The 16,103-nt window shown below is 34.4% G+C and carries 15 protein-coding genes; 12 read left to right on the top strand and 3 right to left on the bottom strand.

The window, feature by feature from the left end; all coding sequences use genetic code 11:
• Window position 1: 1 nt before the first annotated feature.
• The 8 genes from speA (at window position 2) to CRV04_RS03330 (ending at window position 10,622) form a co-directional block, all read left to right on the top strand.
• Window positions 2-1,798 (top strand): biosynthetic arginine decarboxylase, encoded by a 1,797-nt coding sequence (speA, locus tag CRV04_RS03365; protein WP_128995386.1) that lies wholly within the window; start codon window positions 2-4, stop codon window positions 1,796-1,798.
• A 2-nt stretch (window positions 1,799-1,800) separates the two neighbouring features.
• Window positions 1,801-2,541 carry a serine O-acetyltransferase gene (gene cysE, locus CRV04_RS03360; protein WP_128995384.1) on the top strand — a complete coding sequence of 247 codons (741 nt, stop codon included), beginning with the start codon at window positions 1,801-1,803 and terminating at the stop codon, window positions 2,539-2,541.
• 5 nt (window positions 2,542-2,546) lie between these two features.
• Window positions 2,547-3,293 carry a sulfite exporter TauE/SafE family protein gene (locus CRV04_RS03355; protein WP_128995382.1) on the top strand — a complete coding sequence of 249 codons (747 nt, stop codon included), beginning with the start codon at window positions 2,547-2,549 and terminating at the stop codon, window positions 3,291-3,293.
• Window positions 3,294-3,388: 95 nt separating this feature from the next.
• Entirely contained in the window at window positions 3,389-6,211 is a 2,823-nt protein-coding gene (gene uvrA / locus CRV04_RS03350; RefSeq protein ID WP_128995380.1) for an excinuclease ABC subunit UvrA, read from the top strand.
• Window positions 6,208-6,543, top strand: a complete 336-nt coding sequence (locus CRV04_RS03345) for a DUF309 domain-containing protein (protein ID WP_128995378.1) — start codon at window positions 6,208-6,210, stop codon at window positions 6,541-6,543. Before uvrA ends, CRV04_RS03345 begins: the two co-directional genes overlap by 4 nt.
• Window positions 6,544-6,610: 67 nt before the next feature.
• On the top strand, window positions 6,611-9,097 hold the full coding sequence (locus tag CRV04_RS03340; RefSeq protein ID WP_128995376.1) for a methyl-accepting chemotaxis protein: 2,487 nt from the start codon (window positions 6,611-6,613) through the stop codon (window positions 9,095-9,097).
• A gap of 117 nt (window positions 9,098-9,214) precedes the next feature.
• The gene (locus CRV04_RS03335) at window positions 9,215-10,081 is read left to right on the top strand and encodes a DMT family transporter (RefSeq protein WP_128995374.1); all 867 of its coding nucleotides are present in this window, start codon (window positions 9,215-9,217) and stop codon (window positions 10,079-10,081) included.
• Window positions 10,082-10,124: 43 nt separating this feature from the next.
• Window positions 10,125-10,622 carry a hypothetical protein gene (locus tag CRV04_RS03330; protein WP_128995372.1) on the top strand — a complete coding sequence of 166 codons (498 nt, stop codon included), beginning with the start codon at window positions 10,125-10,127 and terminating at the stop codon, window positions 10,620-10,622.
• 1 nt (window position 10,623) lies between these two features.
• Here CRV04_RS03330 and CRV04_RS03325 read toward each other — a convergent pair whose 3' ends face one another.
• Window positions 10,624-10,983, bottom strand: a complete 360-nt coding sequence (locus CRV04_RS03325) for a hypothetical protein (protein WP_128995370.1) — start codon at window positions 10,981-10,983, stop codon at window positions 10,624-10,626.
• 231 nt (window positions 10,984-11,214) lie between these two features.
• On the opposite strand from CRV04_RS03325, the gene CRV04_RS03320 reads away from it, so the two are divergent.
• On the top strand, window positions 11,215-12,267 hold the full coding sequence (locus tag CRV04_RS03320) for a CNNM domain-containing protein (protein WP_128995368.1): 1,053 nt from the start codon (window positions 11,215-11,217) through the stop codon (window positions 12,265-12,267).
• 11 nt (window positions 12,268-12,278) lie between these two features.
• Here the strand turns inward: CRV04_RS03320 and CRV04_RS03315 are convergent, their stop codons facing one another.
• Window positions 12,279-12,737 carry a hypothetical protein gene (locus tag CRV04_RS03315; protein WP_128995366.1) on the bottom strand — a complete coding sequence of 153 codons (459 nt, stop codon included), beginning with the start codon at window positions 12,735-12,737 and terminating at the stop codon, window positions 12,279-12,281.
• A gap of 86 nt (window positions 12,738-12,823) precedes the next feature.
• On the opposite strand from CRV04_RS03315, the gene CRV04_RS03310 reads away from it, so the two are divergent.
• Together CRV04_RS03310 and CRV04_RS03305 are read left to right on the top strand one after the other, a co-directional pair.
• Window positions 12,824-13,303: a HugZ family pyridoxamine 5'-phosphate oxidase gene (locus tag CRV04_RS03310; RefSeq protein WP_128995364.1), complete on the top strand. Its 480-nt coding sequence runs from the start codon at window positions 12,824-12,826 to the stop codon at window positions 13,301-13,303.
• A complete protein-coding gene (locus CRV04_RS03305; RefSeq protein ID WP_128995362.1) occupies window positions 13,300-13,923 on the top strand; it encodes a tRNA-uridine aminocarboxypropyltransferase in 624 nt (207 codons plus the stop codon). Before CRV04_RS03310 ends, CRV04_RS03305 begins: the two co-directional genes overlap by 4 nt.
• Here the strand turns inward: CRV04_RS03305 and CRV04_RS03300 are convergent.
• Entirely contained in the window at window positions 13,916-15,049 is a 1,134-nt protein-coding gene (locus CRV04_RS03300; RefSeq protein WP_228126461.1) for a hypothetical protein, read from the bottom strand. The two genes, CRV04_RS03305 and CRV04_RS03300, sit on opposite strands and share 8 nt — an antisense overlap.
• Before the next feature lie 150 nt (window positions 15,050-15,199).
• Here CRV04_RS03300 and pgp3 point away from each other — a divergent pair, with 150 nt between their 5' ends.
• Window positions 15,200-16,090 carry a peptidoglycan metallopeptidase Pgp3 gene (gene pgp3, locus CRV04_RS03295; RefSeq protein ID WP_128995360.1) on the top strand — a complete coding sequence of 297 codons (891 nt, stop codon included), beginning with the start codon at window positions 15,200-15,202 and terminating at the stop codon, window positions 16,088-16,090.
• The last annotated feature ends 13 nt before the right edge of the window (window positions 16,091-16,103 follow it).

Raw genomic sequence — 16,103 nt, 5'->3', positions numbered from 1 at the left:
ATTGGAAAATTACGGTATAGACATCTGGGGTGAAGATAATTTCATTATTGAAAATGGTATGGTTAAACTCAATCATGCCTCTAAACCAGCACTTATTAACATTGTCAAAGATATCAGAGCGCAAGACTATAAAGGGCCATTGCTTTTAAGATTTCCACACTTAACTCAAAAGCAAATAGAGAAACTCTACAACTTATATGATAATGCCATTGAAGATTATCATTATAATGGAAAGTTTCATGCTGTTTTCCCTCTAAAAGTGAATCAACTTCCAAACTTTTTACACCCATTGATTGAAGCAGGTGAGAAGTATAAGTATGGTTTAGAAGCAGGAAGTAAAGCCGAGCTTTTTATTGCCATGACCTATAACAAAAACAATGCCCCTATTACTGTCAATGGATTTAAAGATAAAGAGATGATTCATCTTGGATTCATTGCTAAAAAAATGGGACACAATATCACGCTGATTATTGAAGGGCTTAATGAACTTGAAACCATTTTAGAAGTCAAAAAAGAGACCAATCTTCCTTGCCCCAATATTGGTCTAAGAGTACGTCTGTTTAACCAAGGTGGTGGCGTATGGGCAAAAAGTGGAGGTATTGATTCAAAATTTGGTTTAAGCTCAACAGAGATTTTAGAAGCGTATGAAATGCTTGAAAAGAATAACTTAAAAGAGCAACTGACAATGATTCACTTCCATATTGGTTCAGCCATGACGAGCATCAAACCTCTTAAAAAAGCACTTAAGGAGTCAGGACATATTTATGCTGAACTTAAAAACTTGGGAGCTGAAAATTTAAAAGCAATTAACATTGGTGGAGGATTGGCCATTGAGTACTCTCAATTTAAAAAGAGCATCAACTACTCCATGCAAGAGTTTGCCAATGATGTAATCTTTACACTTAAGAACATTGCTTTACAAAAAAATGTTGATGAACCTGATATTTACACTGAATCGGGTCGATTTATTGCAGCCAATTCGACGGTATTAATCACACCTGTGTTGGAGCTTTTCTCTGCTGAATATGAAGAGGAACATTTACGACTCAAAGATAATAACCCACCATTGATTGAAGAGTTAAACTCATTGTTTAATGACATCAATTCAAAAGTAGCATTAGAGTACATGCACGACTCAATTGACCACTTAGAGTCACTGCTAAAACTCTTTGACTTGGGTTATATTGATTTAGAAGACCGTTCAAATGCAGAGATTTTAACGCACATGATTATTAAAAAAGCCATTTCACTTCTTGAAGTGGATGATTATGATGAGTTAAAACGCATCGATAATAAAATTCAAGAAAAATACCTCTTAAACTTCTCAATTTTTCAATCTCTGCCAGACTTTTGGGGAATTGACCAAGAGTTCCCAGTCATGCCAATTACACACCTAAACAAAAAACCAACACGAAGTGCAAGTCTTTGGGATATCACTTGTGACAGTGATGGAGAGGTACCTTTTAATCCAAGAAAACCGCTTTATCTGCACGATGTTAACCTTGATAAAGAGGAGTACTTCTTAGGTTTCTTTTTAGTGGGAGCATATCAAGATATTTTAGGGATGAAACACAATCTTTTCTCTCATCCAACTGAAATCAATATCGTTTTTGAAAACAAAAAAATGAAATTAGAAAAAATTTGTGAATCTCAAAAAATCATCGATATTTTAGATGACATTGATTACGACACGAATGAAATCATGTCTATATTAAAAGAGAAAGTCAATGAACATGACTTTAAGACCTTAGAGCAATATCTCAATGACAATAATTATTTAAAAACAACTTGGAGTTAATAATGTACGATGATACCCAACACGAACCACTCTCTTTATGGAAACAAATAAAAGAGGATTTCATGGTTCCAAAACTAAACGACCCAGCTTTGGACTCTGGTTTGGAACTTTTTTTTAACTATCCAGGTGTATGGGCGATCATCAACTATAGAATTGCTCACAAACTCTATTGCAAAAATTGGAAAAGATTGGCACGAATCATCAGTGGATTCTCACAATTTTTTACCAACATGGACATTCACCCTGCGTGTACGATTGGACGTCGAGTCTTTATTGACCACGGAATTGGAGTGGTTATTGGAGCAACAGCGATTATTGAAGATGATGTACTCATTTACCAAGGAGTAACTTTAGGTGGAGTCAGTTTGAACAAAGGGAAACGACACCCAACGATTAAATCCAACTCCGTTATTGGAAGTGGTGCAAAAGTGTTAGGAAACATCACCATTGGTAAAAATGCCAAAATCGGTGCCAATTCTGTTGTAATTTGTGATGTACCTAAAAACTGTACAGCAGTAGGTGTGCCTGCAAAAATCATCAAACGTGAAAATAAAGATGAACGACTCAACCATGCAGATTTACCCGATATCAATAAAGAGATGTTTGAATATCTGCTCAAACGCGTTGCAGTGTTAGAACATGCAATCAAACAACACGATGATATTGATTTAAGCAATGAAGACAAAGAGTTAGAGTGCATCTATAAAAAATTTATATCTGCAATGAACTCTATTAAACACTGATTGCCATGATTATTGAACTTATATTTTTTGGAACCCTTACAGGGTTTATCTCTGGTTTCTTTGGTGTAGGTGGGGGAATGGTTTTAGTACCCCTGCTTCTTTTTATTGGTTTTTCGATGAAAGAATCGGTCTCTATTTCTGTGATGCAGATGGTTTTTAGCTCCATCTTTGGTTCATTTTTAAATTTCAAAAACAAACTCTTACAATTCAAAGATGGGTTAGTTGTAGGGATTGGTGGTTTTATTGGAGGATTTCAAAGTGGTCTGATTTTAAAACTTGTCTCTAATGAAACGCTTCAATACCTTTTTATTGCAGTGATGGTATTTGCCATTTATAAAGTTGGATTTGTCAAAGTCATTGAACACAACAGTGCAGTAAAATCTCACCATCCTTTGATTCTGTTTTGCATTGGTTTGATTATTGGAATGATTGCCATGAGTATTGGAGTGGGTGGTTCAATCATGTTAACCCCAATTTTAGTGGGATTCATGTTTTATAATATTAAAGAAGCCACTTCTCTGGCACTGTTTTTTATTATATTCAGTTCATTAGCAGGTTTTATATCACAATCAGTCAATGGGCACATGCTTTATTTTGAAGGTGCAGTTGTAGGATTGGCATCATTAATTGGTGTCTATTTTGGCATAAAACTCAAAGCAAAAACCAATATCAAATCCTATAAAACCTATACGGTTATTATGTATTCATTGATTTTAGTAGCGATGATTTATAAAACATTTGTTTTGCAATAGGTTCAAATTACTTTAAAAAGAGATATAGTTTTATTTTTATAACCTTATTTTGGATTTAATTTGATATAATCGCTACTTTTTATAAGAGGATGATTATGACAGATTCAATTAAAATATTTAAAGCAAAAGAGAACAATTTAAAAAATATCAATTTAGAGATCCCAAAAAACAAACTGATTGTTTTTACGGGATTATCAGGTTCTGGAAAGTCGACACTGGCATTTGACACACTTTATGCCGAGGGACAAAGACGTTACATCGAATCACTTTCAGCGTATGCTCGACAATTCTTAGACAAAGTTGGAAAACCCGATGTTGAACGTATTGAAGGATTAACGCCTGCTATTGCAATTGATCAAAAAACCACCTCAAAAAACCCACGTTCTACTGTGGGGACCATTACTGAAGTGTATGACTACTTACGTCTGCTTTATGCACGAGTAGGAAAACAACACTGCCATAAATGTGGTCAACCTATTTCTCACATGAGTTCAAGTGATGTCATTGAACAAGTCATGAGTCTACCAGAAAATGCAAAACTGGTTATTTTAGCACCGCTTGTCAATCGAAAAAAGGGAACCTTTGCTGATATGCTTGAAAGTCTACGTAACAAAGGGTATGTTCGAGCGATGATTGATGGAGTGATGGTTCGACTCGATGAAGAGATTGAATTAGCTAAAACACAAATGCATACCATTAAAGTGGTCATTGACCGTGTGGTAATTAAAGAAGAAAATCATCAAAGAATTGCACAAGATGTTGAAAAAGGTCTCAAAGAGAGCTTTGGAGAACTTGAAGTAGAAGTGATGAACCATGAAGAGGTAGGGTGTGAAAAACACATTCACTACTCTGAGCACATGGCATGTTTTGATTGTAAGATCTCATTTGAACCTCTTGAACCTCTTAGCTTCTCATTTAATTCACCTAAAGGGGCGTGTCCTTCATGTGATGGATTAGGGATAAGATACGCTTTGGATATGAAAAAAATCATCAATGAAGAGCTCAGCATCGAAGATGGTGCAGTACGAATTATCTATGGCTTTAACAAAGGCTATTACTTTAAAATGATGAAAGCCTTCTGTGAAGCCGCCAACATTGACACCAACGTAAAGTTTGGCGATTTAAAAGAGCATGAGAAAAAAGCGATTTTACATGGTGGTGTAGAAGAAGCCAAATTCAGCTGGAAACGACACAATCTCTCTCGAAAATGGGAAGGGATTGTCAAAATTGCTTATGACATGATTAAAGAGGAAAAAGACCTTGCTGAGTATATGACAGAAAAAACCTGCTCTGATTGTGGGGGAAATCGTCTTAAACCCTCTTCTCAAGCGGTGAAAGTGGCTCAAAAAACCCTACCTGAGATTATTTCACTTCCTATTGAAGATTCGCATGCATTTTTTCAAAATGAGAAAAACTTTGCTTACTTAAGTGAGCAAAATCAGATGATTTCAGCGCCCATTTTAAAAGAGATTAAAGAGAGAATCTTCTTCTTACATGATGTGGGATTAGGCTACATCACTTTAGGTCGAGATGCACGAACCATTTCTGGTGGAGAAGCCCAACGTATTCGTGTGGCGTCACAAATTGGTTCAGGTTTGACAGGAGTCATGTATGTATTGGATGAACCTTCTATTGGTTTGCATGAACGAGATACAAACAAACTGATTAAAACACTCAAAGCCCTACAAGAAAAAGGAAATACGGTTATTGTCGTAGAACACGACAAAGAGACCATTGAAGCAGCTGATTTTATTGTAGACATTGGACCAGAAGCGGGGAAATTTGGTGGAGAAATTGTGTTTGCAGGCACTTTGGCAAAAATGCATAAAGCCAAGACGTTAACGGCACAATATATGACGGGTAAAAAAAAGATTGACTACTACTATGAGCGACCACAAGAGGAGTTCATAGAAATCCAAGATGTCAATATTAACAACATCAAAAACTTAAATGTGCAAATTCCACTTAAAAACCTTGTGGCAATTACGGGTGTAAGTGGAAGTGGTAAAAGTTCATTGATTCTACAAACTTTACTTCCTGTTGCCAAAGAACTTCTTAATCATGCAAAAAAAGTGAAAAAAGTCGATGGTGTGAGCATTGAAGGATTAGAAAAACTTGATAAAGTCATCTATTTAGATCAAAGCCCTATTGGACGAACACCTCGAAGTAACCCAGCAACGTATACAGGGCTTATGGATGAAATACGAACACTCTTTACAAAAACCAAAGAGGCACAACTTCGAGGTTATGCAATCGGACGATTTTCTTTTAACGTAAAAGGTGGGCGATGTGAGAAGTGTCAAGGGGAAGGTGAAATCAAAATTGAAATGCACTTCTTACCCGATATCATGGTCAAATGTGATGATTGTCATGGTCAACGATACAATGCGCAAACACTGGAGATTTTATACAAAGGCAAAAGCATTGCCGATGTATTAGCCATGAGTGTCAGTGAAGCATTGGAGTTCTTTGCAAAAGTGCCAAAAATCAAAGCCAAACTGCAAACACTCAACGACGTAGGTCTTGGGTACATCACCTTAGGACAAAATGCTGTGACACTCTCAGGTGGAGAAGCGCAACGAATTAAACTCTCCAAAGAACTCAGCAAAAAAGATACAGGAAACACACTGTATGTTCTGGATGAACCAACCACCGGTCTTCATTTTGCCGATGTTGACAGACTGACAAAAGTACTACACCATTTAGTTGATTTAGGTAACTCTGTATTGGTAATTGAACACAACATGGACATCATTAAAAATGCAGACTGGATCATTGACATGGGTCCAGAAGGTGGAAGCAAAGGGGGTCTGCTTGTAGATGAAGGAACTCCTGCACAATTAGCGGCCAACCATAAAAAGAGTGGTTCATACACAGGCTATTATTTAGAAAAAGAGATTAAAGAACTCAAACGATGAGTGATATCGAACGCTTCATCCAAGCAGTGCAAAACGAAGAGTTTGCACCTGCCCATGAGATGTTAGAGCATGATTGGCTTGAGTATAAAAAAACATATCGAGCCAATGATGATCAAACCGCGTATAAAAAAGCCAAAGCCCTACAAGGTTTAATCAACGGTACAACGGCTCTGGCATTATATAAAAAAGGGAAAATTCAAAGTTATGAAAAAGTGTGGAGTACTTTTTTAAAATATGAACACTATTTGAATGAAATCACCCTTCCCCAGCATAATTATTTTTTACAGGCACAAAAATTATTACACATCAAAAATAAAAATATCACATCCTAAAAAAATCGTATTTCGTAATCAATTTGTAACCACTCTCAGTTAATATTGCGCTGTGAATGGAGATGCTATGAAATTACTACATAATCTTAGCGTAAAAGCTAAACTTCGAATATTTTCAATTATTTCAGTCGCTGGTTTTATTATTTTAATTGCAATGATGCTTTTTATGTTTAACTCAACCAATGCGTATAAATCTGTAGGAAACCAACTTTTGACCATTAAAAACCGAGTCACTCAACTGAGTATGAACATAGAGAGTTACTTCTTAACAAAAAACCTTCAAGAGTATCAAACTTCCTATAAACAACTCAATCAATCACTCAATGAAGTGACCAATCAAATGCTTGAACTGGATATTGAGAGTGACCAATTAAAACAGACACAAGCACAAATTGAAAGTCTTAATACCTTTTTTTTAGATATTGTCCATGATAAAGAGCAAGTAGAACTCTATTTAAAACAGATGTTAGAAAATAAAAATGCCATCAATAAAATTTTTGAAAAAAATTATGACTATAAACTGTTACAATTTATGATGAAAATGGAGCTGTATGAGAAAAACTTTTTAATCAATAAAGAGATTGATTTAGATGAACTCAATGTACTTCAAATAAAAATGCGTCGATCCATTCGAGATTCCATTAACTTTACAACCAATAAGCCCCTACAACAAGTCATCATCAAAGCATTATTAGAGTATAAAAATCTTCTTTCAAATATTGTTGAACTTGAAAAGAGCATTGGTAAAGACTTCAACGAAGGAAAACTTAAAAACATGAGTGAACTCATTAAGAGTGTTCAACACATGGTCACACAAACCACTGAACATATTGATGAACACATGGACGAACAAATATCTCTGCTTATTACCGTGTTGGTAACGATTTCCGTTGTGATGATTGCGTTTGAATTAATGCTGGCTTTTTTAATGTTTGACAGCATCAGTAAATCTCTTGCCAGTGTTAAAAATGGTTTAAATGATTTTTTTGATTTTATCAATTATAAAAAAGAGCATATTCACAAAATCAAAGTTAAAACCAAAGATGAATTTTATGAGATGGCACAAGAAATCAATAAAAACATCGATACCAGTATGAAGACCTTTGAAAATAACAAAGAAATCATTCATCAAACCAATGATATCATTCACAAAATCTCCAATGGTTTCTTTGCTTATAATATCAACTTTGATGAGATTATTTCACCCGATATGAAACAACTGGTCGCTTCTATTAATACCATGATTGAGCAAACCAAAAATAAGTTTAATATCATCATCACATCTTTAGAAAATTATGGGGAATACAACTTTAACTATCAAGTGCAACAAGCAGGTTTAAAAGAGCGACTCAATGGAGACTTTGGTTCACTGGTTGCCAGTACCAAACTCATTGGAAATAATATCTCAGAATTTTTAGCCATGATTATGAACACAGGAGATCAACTCCATATTGATACCCAAAAACTGAATGAAACCGTTGAAAAACTGAGTTCAAGTTCAGAAAACCAAACCTTGGCACTTAAAAACAGTGTTCAAACACTGCAAGAGATCACGCAAACAATAAATAAAAACAGAGAAAACTCTCAACAAATGAGCAATTTGGCTCAAAACGTATCGCACTCAGCCTCAACAGGTTATCAACTGGCGACTCAAACAGCAACGGCAATGAATGAAATCACCAATGAAGTGAGCTCCATCAATGAAGCCATTGAAGTCATTGACAAGATTGCCTTTCAAACGAATATTCTCTCGCTTAATGCAGCAGTCGAAGCTGCCACAGCAGGAGAAGCAGGCAAAGGTTTTGCTGTGGTGGCACAAGAGGTTCGTAACTTAGCCACCAGAGCTGCAGATGCAGCCAAAGAGATTAAAGAGTTGGTAGAAAAAGCAACGCAAAAAACACAGTCTGGAAAAATCATTGCTCAAAATATGATTGAAGGGTATAACGATTTAAGTGCCAAAATCAATGACACCACCGCCTTGGTTCAAGAGCTTGAACACTCTTCAAAAATCCAACAGCAAGGTATCAGCAAAATCAATGATGATGTGAATATTTTAGAAGAGAGTGTCACCATCAACAATAAAAATGCGCAAGACATCAGCACCCTCTCTTCAGGCATCACCAAGCTTTCCAAAAGTCTCTTTGATGCAGCTTCTAAATCCAACTACAACACTGATGTTCGAGAACAAGTTTGTGATGTGCAATTGGTTTATAAAACAGCCCAACTTAAAAATGACATTATTAAATTTAAAAATGAGAGTTTTACAGCATTAAAACTCTATAAAAACAGTACACTTAAAAAACCCCATGAAACCTCACTGGGACTTTGGATAAAAGAACAAGAACAAAACAAGCAAACATTCATTACATCCAATGTTTGGAAAGAACTTAAAAAACTCAATACACAATACAATGAAGCAGTACAGGCCTATGTAACCCACAGTGCATCGAAAGCAGACAACGACAAACTCATTGAACTCTCATCAAACATTGAGTTTCTCACCATTCATATTTTTGATAAACTTAATGAAATTAAAGTGGTCAACTGCAAATAAATAGAGACTCATTGGGAGCCTCTAAAAAAGTATGCTAAAGATATGAAGATATTTATTTTTAGAGGTTCCCTTAATCAAAACTTCTTTATAATGAAAGAAAATGATTAAAGAGTCTCTATGTCCCATTTAACTTCACATCGATTTTATCTTTTATGCGTGACGATACTCTCTTTAATATTTCTCGCAGCCAATTCTGTTCTATGTAAACTCGCTTTTAAAGATACTGGCATTGACCCCTTTTCATTTACTTCTATCCGACTTTTAAGTGGTGCTATTACTCTGTTCATTTTGGTGCAAATCTTTTCAAATCAAACCCAAAAACCTAAAAAAAACTTTCTGGCTTCATTGATGCTGTTTGTTTACGCCATTACTTTTTCTTACTCTTATGTACTTATTGATACGGGTGTGGGTGCACTCATACTCTTTGGTGTGGTTCAAGTGGTGATGATCTCTTATGCATTTTTTACAAAACAGCAACTCAATCGTTTTAAACTCATTGGAGCTTGCATCGCATTTTTAGGATTAATTTATTTGTTATCCCCTTCTCAAAAGAGTCAAATCTCATTTGAAGGTGCATTATTGATGGCACTTTCAGGTGTGGCTTGGGGTGTCTACTCCATCGTGGGAAAGAACATTCAATCCCCACTTATAACCACCTCTCAAAACTTCACTTGGTCACTTCTGTTTATCATACTTTTTAGTTTCATCAGTACACTGAACATCACCATTACAACAGATGCTTTTATTTATGCACTCATAAGTGGTGCGATTACTTCAGGATTAGGTTACGTACTTTGGTATATGGTTGTTAAAAAAATAGAGACCAGCACCGCAAGTATTTTACAACTGCTTGTTCCTGTTTTAGCGACACTGGGTGGAGTGATTTTTTTACAAGAGCAACTCACTTTTCACTTTATTACTGCTGCCATTATCATCTTAAGTGGTATCACACTTTCAGCTGTAAAAAAATTACCAACAATTTAAAAAAGATTACGTTATTATAAGAAAAGAAAAAATAAGGGCATCTATGACACAATCAGAAAAAGAGATTATCAATCAATTTGCCTATGATAATTTGATCACCAATCTCTCAAAATATGAACTTTACTATCAAATATCTTTAGAGTATTTGGTGCAACAAACAGAGTTTGACAAAGAGTCCGCTTTGGCCAAACTTGAAAAAATGCAACTGGAAGTTGATCCAGAGCATGTTTTTTATAGCATCATTGCCATTACTCGAAACTGGAAAAATTTTGCAACATATAAAGAGAAATTTGAGACAGAGTTACAAAAACATGCTTCAATTAATGCTTTAGAAGATTATGTCAAAAATGATCCTGATTTACTTCATCCAGAGATTTTCTTGGATGAAACCATTGAAAAAATCAATAATGAAGAGTTTTTTAATCAAAAGATGAAACAGTTTTTTGATGAAGAGATTGATAATATTTTGATTCGTTGGCAAACCATTGTGCCAAAAGATTTAGCTGAAAATATAAAGAGCGTTGCTCTGTCTATGATGTAGATTAAGCAATTCGCTCTTCGTTAAGACTCATTAAATAGGCTTTTAATCGCATCATTTCATCCGTTGGATATTGTGCGAAATAATCACTTCGGTTCACTTTTACGTAAAAATCTTTACTCTCTTCGTTATAACCAAAGTTGACATTAGAGATTATAAACTCTAGCGGTTCTTTTACAGTGGGTTCCACTTTTTTGGTCTCTTTACTTTGAACCATCTCACGAACCAATTCAGGGTTTTGAATATTTCTGTTTTGAACCTCTTCATTTAAAAGTGAGGTTTCATGAGTTTGTTGTACTTTCTCTGTTTTTGTCTGAGAAAAATTGGCAAATTGTTCAAATTTTGGTATGTTTCCTACTTCCATAACACACTCCTTACTTGTCATTACCCCCGTTATTCATCCATTATAACTCTACAAGTCTTAAAGCTAATATAAGTTTTGAAATTAGTTTGTAACATTTTAAATGAGAAAATATTGATAATTATACTAATTCTTTGAATTTTATTGTATAATAAGTGTTAAATTTAAAAACTAAAGGAGTTCAAACTTGGACGAGCATTCCCAGAGGTGTTACATCATTAAAATCGAGGTAACATGGATATATTAATTATATTATTTGTGTTAGTAGTTGGTGTTTCATTTTTATGTTCGATTTTAGAGTCTATCATACTCTCTACAAATCTGTCTTATATCTCTGTTTTAGAGAAAAAAAATCCAAAACGCGGTGCATTACTTAAAAAGCTTAAAATTGATATTGATAAATCAATCGCTTCAATTTTAATCTTAAATACCATAGCCAATACACTTGGTGCTACAGCTATTGGGGTACAAGCACAAAATGTTTTTGAAGGCAACAGCAATTTCGTATTGGCTGTTTCAATTATTTTAACATTCATGATTCTCTTTTTTGCAGAGATCATTCCTAAAACAATTGGAGCGATATATTGGAAAGAGTTGGCTCCTACAGCGGCTCTGTTTATTAAATATTTTATTCTTTTTACCAACCCCATTATCATCGTTACGCAATTCGTCACTAAAAAAATTTCCAAAGGGAAAGATACCAGTGACACCATTTCAAGAGAAGAGTTAATCCACTCAACACTGTTAAGTGAAGAGGAAGGGATTATTGGTGATTTAGAATCTGATATTATTGAGAATACTTTAACGTTGCATGATATTAAAGTCAAAGATATTTTAACACCACGGTCCGTGATGTACTCAATTCAAAAGAATTCAAAAATCAAAGATTTATTGGATGACAAACGAACCTATAAATTCTCAAGGGTTCCTGTTTATGATGAATCCATTGATAACATTGTAGGGGTTGTTTTAACAAAAAAACTGTTCAAACAAGCCATCAATGATAAAGAGGCCACAGTAGAATCGATTATGTTCCCTGTCTTTACACTCAATGAGAATATTCCTGTTTCAAAAGCATTAAACTTCTTTATTAAAAAAAGAGAACACATGTTTATTGTTTTGGACAATTATGATCAAACGGAAGGAATTGTTACGTTAGAAGATTGTATTGAGACCTTGCTTGGACTTGAAATCATGGACGAATCCGATACAACAGAAGATATGAGAAAACTGGCTTTACGAAAGATGAAAGCCAAACGAAAAGAGAAAGAGGGGTTAAAAAACTAACCCCTTCTCTTTTAAAAGGAATTGTCCTCTTTTTTTAACTTTCGAACAATTGATTTCTTAACCGAATCAGGTACAAAATTTCTATTAGAACTGTTCACATTGGTTATTTGCTTATCACACACTGTACAAACAAACTCTGTTTGATTAAGAAGGGTGTCAAACGTAGAGTACAACTCTTTTTCACAATGGGGACAATAAGGTCTTAAATTAAGCACTTGCTTATCCAAGTTCCAATCCCATTTCCATTTTACATCATAAAATATGTCTTCATTGTATTCAAAAAATTCTGGGTTGACCACATGAAAAATAAGCTCAATAATTAAATGAAAAGATGTCGTAAGTGCTAAGATAATAAGAAAAGTCATCACCGCATTAAACAGTGAAAATGTCCCTGTAACATAGAGTGTCACTGGGGTTGCAAGCAAAGTAAACAAAATCCAATAGATATAACGATTTACTTTAATGACCATCTTTTTTCCTCGTTGTAAAATCCATTATCTTACCACAAATATAGTAATAAGATGCTAATATTAAAAAAACCATATAAAGTATTCTTATGTTATCAGAATTTATTTTAAATTTTAAAAGTTGCCTTTTAAGTACACTCACAAAAGAGAATCTGCCTTTTAGCAGCTATGCCCCTTTTATCTGTTATAACCATTGTTATTACATCTTTATCAGTGATATTGCAAAACACTCAAAGAACCTTAAAAACAACCCTCATCTCTCTTTATTTTTCATTGAAGATGAATCGATGTGTGAAAATATTTTTGCTCGTAAACGGGTACAACTTGATGCAAAAGCACAATTGATCAATAAAGAGTCCGAAACCTTTAGCACAGTTATAAAACTCTTTGAAGAACAGCACGGTGCAACAGTGAATATTTTAAAGAAAATGAGTGACTTTAAGCTTTTTGAGATTACGCCTTCAAGTGGAGAAGCGGTCTTTGGCTTTGGCAAAGCATACAATGTTGGTGGAAAACACTGCAATGAACTTCTTCAAAGAGAAGGGGTTAAAGGACATCAAAGCAAATGACACGTGCCTTTTGTTATGAGTGTTACCGTCCACAAACGAGCTGTATGTGTGAACACATTCATCCCATACAAACCAATACAAAATTTATCATTTTAATGCATCCTAAAGAGTATCGAAAAACGAAAAATGGTACGGGCCATCTGACCAATAAATCACTGGTGAATTCTGAGATTCATATTGGAATTGATTTTACGAAAAATGCATCGGTGCAAACGATTTTAAACGATAAAAAGTATGAACCTTTTTTGCTCTATCCAGGGAAAGACTCTATTTTACTCAATGAAGAAAAAATTGAAACAACAAAAAAACTGGCGCTGTTTATCATTGATTCAACCTGGCCGTGTTCAAAAAAAATTTTACGCCAAAATCCTTTTTTACAAACCATGAGAAGCATCAGTTTTGAAGCCACTCAACTCTCACAATTTCATATCAAAACGCAACCCCAAAAAGAGTGTCTTTCAACGATTGAATCTACACTTTCTATTTTACAACATCTGCACACACAACAGTTTGAAACAATAACATCAACACAGTTTGAACGGTTTTTAACACCTTTTAAGGCCATGGTGGATTACCAACTTCAATGTGCACACAATAACAAAAATATACGTTTTAAGTAGCCGATTTAAACTTAAACCCTACTCTTTGAAGCATTTGTAAGTCACTTGCAAGCAGTTCATGTTCTGTTTTAAGTGTTCGGTGAATAAAGCGCATCTCAGCATTGGTAAAGCCATCAAGCTCTTTATCTTTTACTTTAACCTCTTTATCGGTGATATGAATACGTTTAAGTTTGCCATTTTTCTCTTTGACATAATAAACCAAATCATACTTTTTAGTATTGATTTTCTCCAACGTAACAACCACTTTATCCTCTTTGGCTTGCAAAGCATAATCGGTGTAAAGCTTTTTAAACTCTGCTTGCTTTAAATACCCAATATACAGTTTCGTAAAAATATCAAAATATATAGAGAGTTGGTTCGATTTAAAAAAATTCAAATCAACTTTAAATTTTGGGTGAGAACGTGCTTTGTCTAAAATATATTCAAGCGTTTGAAAATATTGAAACTTCTCATATTTGACTTTATACGTCTGTATAAACTTCTTATGCCGTTTGGTAAAAAGGTGTTTCTTTTCACGTTTATCATAAATGATACGCTCAACAAAAGCATCATCCTCTAAATCTTTAGTCACCCACACCGTACAGTATGATGGGAATTTACTGATGCCCTTGCTGCCTTCGGTTAAGACAATCAGTGCGCGTATAGTCAAATGAGGGAAAAGCATACGCAAAAGTGCATGCTTTTTATAAAGACGTTTGATCAAACTCTCTGTCTTTTTAGAAGTACTCATCTCTACAAAATATAAAGAGTCTTCGGTAAAAAAGAGTGCATCAAACTCACTGATATCTTTGTACGCACTTTTATAGACAATTTGTGAGCTTTTGTCGATCATCAAACCACTTTTATAAAACTTCATGGTTTGATTTTGGTAGGGACCTTTCAATATAAATGAGGTGATTTCTTCAGCAGTATAAGCATATTCAATCAACAATTCATAAATAATGTTTTCAAAGATTTCACCTTTAAAACTGGTATACGCAGCAATGAATTGAGGTGAGTTTTTATCAATCCTCTTTTTAAGAAGATGTTTGATGTTATTACTGCTGTAACTGTAGTGAAAAAGGTTATTTTTTATAGGATAAAAATTCAGTGCTTTAATATCAGGACTTATTTTAAAATGGAACAATCTCAAATCTTATTATATGGTTTTACTTTATTAGTATATTTTATTATATCTTAAAAGCCCTATTTTTAAAATAAAAGAAACTTTTTCGTTATTTTTAGATTTCTTTAATCTATTTTGTATAGAATTATAGTACTAAGCGCGGAGACTATTATGAAAAAAATCATACTCTTTTTATATTGTATACTTTTGACTTTTTCTGTAAATGCTCAAGAAGTTAAACTCTCTTTCAAACAACAATCCATCAGCAATGCTCAAACAGCACTGCTTTATTTAGAATCTTCTGTTCCTATTAACAGTCCAAAACTCACCATTGAAAAAAGAAACATTGACTTTATACCGCATGTAAAAAAAGAGGGAACATATTTTGCATTTATTCCCATGGACTATTACAGCAAATTAGGTGAACATCGAATAATTGTCTCTTATGTTAAAAAGAACAAAAAGCTCTTTAAAGGGATCTCTTTTCATCTGATTGAAGGCAATTATAAAAGTGAAGTGCTCAGAGTAGCACCATCTAAAGTAATTCTGTCAAAAGCAAATCAAAAGCGTACTCAAAAAGAGTATGCCCAAGCCATGGAAGTTTATAATACGATCTCAACCAACACTTTTGAGTCCTCGTTTATCTATCCCATGAAAACAAAAATCACGAGTGCATTTGGTACTAAACGCACCTATAATGGCTCTTTAAAAGGGTATCATTCGGGTACTGATTTTAAAGCACAAGTAGGTACTCCCATATATGCCAGTGCTTCAGGCATTGTCCGTATTGCACAAGATCGATTTTATGCAGGTAACTCCGTTGTCATTGATCATGGATATGGTGTCTATAGTGGATATTATCACTTAAGTAAAATTGGAGTCAAAGTTAACCAAAAAGTAACAAAAGGAGAACAGATTGGACTTTCAGGAAATACAGGTCGCGTCACTGGACCACATTTACACTTCTCCATACGTGTTCATGGTGTGCAAGTTGACCCCATGCAGTTTATAGAAGTAACACAACAACTAGAAGGGAAACTAGCCAATAAAATGTATGAATAAATTAACCTAGATT

Origin of the sequence: Candidatus Marinarcus aquaticus (assembly GCF_004116335.1) — a bacterium.
GTDB lineage: Bacteria > Campylobacterota > Campylobacteria > Campylobacterales > Arcobacteraceae > Marinarcus > Marinarcus aquaticus.
This window is presented reverse-complemented; position numbering and strand designations above follow the sequence as displayed.

Bases quoted from the DNA above. Each gene is read 5' to 3' on its own strand.
- cysE (WP_128995384.1), top strand. From the start codon at position 1,801: ATGTACGATGATACCCAACACGAACCACTCTCTTTATGGAAACAAATA.
- CRV04_RS03315 (WP_128995366.1), bottom strand. From the start codon at position 12,737: ATGGTCATTAAAGTAAATCGTTATATCTATTGGATTTTGTTTACTTTG.
- CRV04_RS03325 (WP_128995370.1), bottom strand. From the start codon at position 10,983: ATGGAAGTAGGAAACATACCAAAATTTGAACAATTTGCCAATTTTTCT.
- CRV04_RS03355 (WP_128995382.1), top strand. From the start codon at position 2,547: ATGATTATTGAACTTATATTTTTTGGAACCCTTACAGGGTTTATCTCT.
- CRV04_RS03330 (WP_128995372.1), top strand. From the start codon at position 10,125: ATGACACAATCAGAAAAAGAGATTATCAATCAATTTGCCTATGATAAT.
- CRV04_RS03335 (WP_128995374.1), top strand. From the start codon at position 9,215: ATGTCCCATTTAACTTCACATCGATTTTATCTTTTATGCGTGACGATA.
- CRV04_RS03310 (WP_128995364.1), top strand. From the start codon at position 12,824: ATGTTATCAGAATTTATTTTAAATTTTAAAAGTTGCCTTTTAAGTACA.
- uvrA (WP_128995380.1), top strand. From the start codon at position 3,389: ATGACAGATTCAATTAAAATATTTAAAGCAAAAGAGAACAATTTAAAA.
- CRV04_RS03320 (WP_128995368.1), top strand. From the start codon at position 11,215: ATGGATATATTAATTATATTATTTGTGTTAGTAGTTGGTGTTTCATTT.
- CRV04_RS03340 (WP_128995376.1), top strand. From the start codon at position 6,611: ATGAAATTACTACATAATCTTAGCGTAAAAGCTAAACTTCGAATATTT.
- pgp3 (WP_128995360.1), top strand. From the start codon at position 15,200: ATGAAAAAAATCATACTCTTTTTATATTGTATACTTTTGACTTTTTCT.
- CRV04_RS03305 (WP_128995362.1), top strand. From the start codon at position 13,300: ATGACACGTGCCTTTTGTTATGAGTGTTACCGTCCACAAACGAGCTGT.
- CRV04_RS03345 (WP_128995378.1), top strand. From the start codon at position 6,208: ATGAGTGATATCGAACGCTTCATCCAAGCAGTGCAAAACGAAGAGTTT.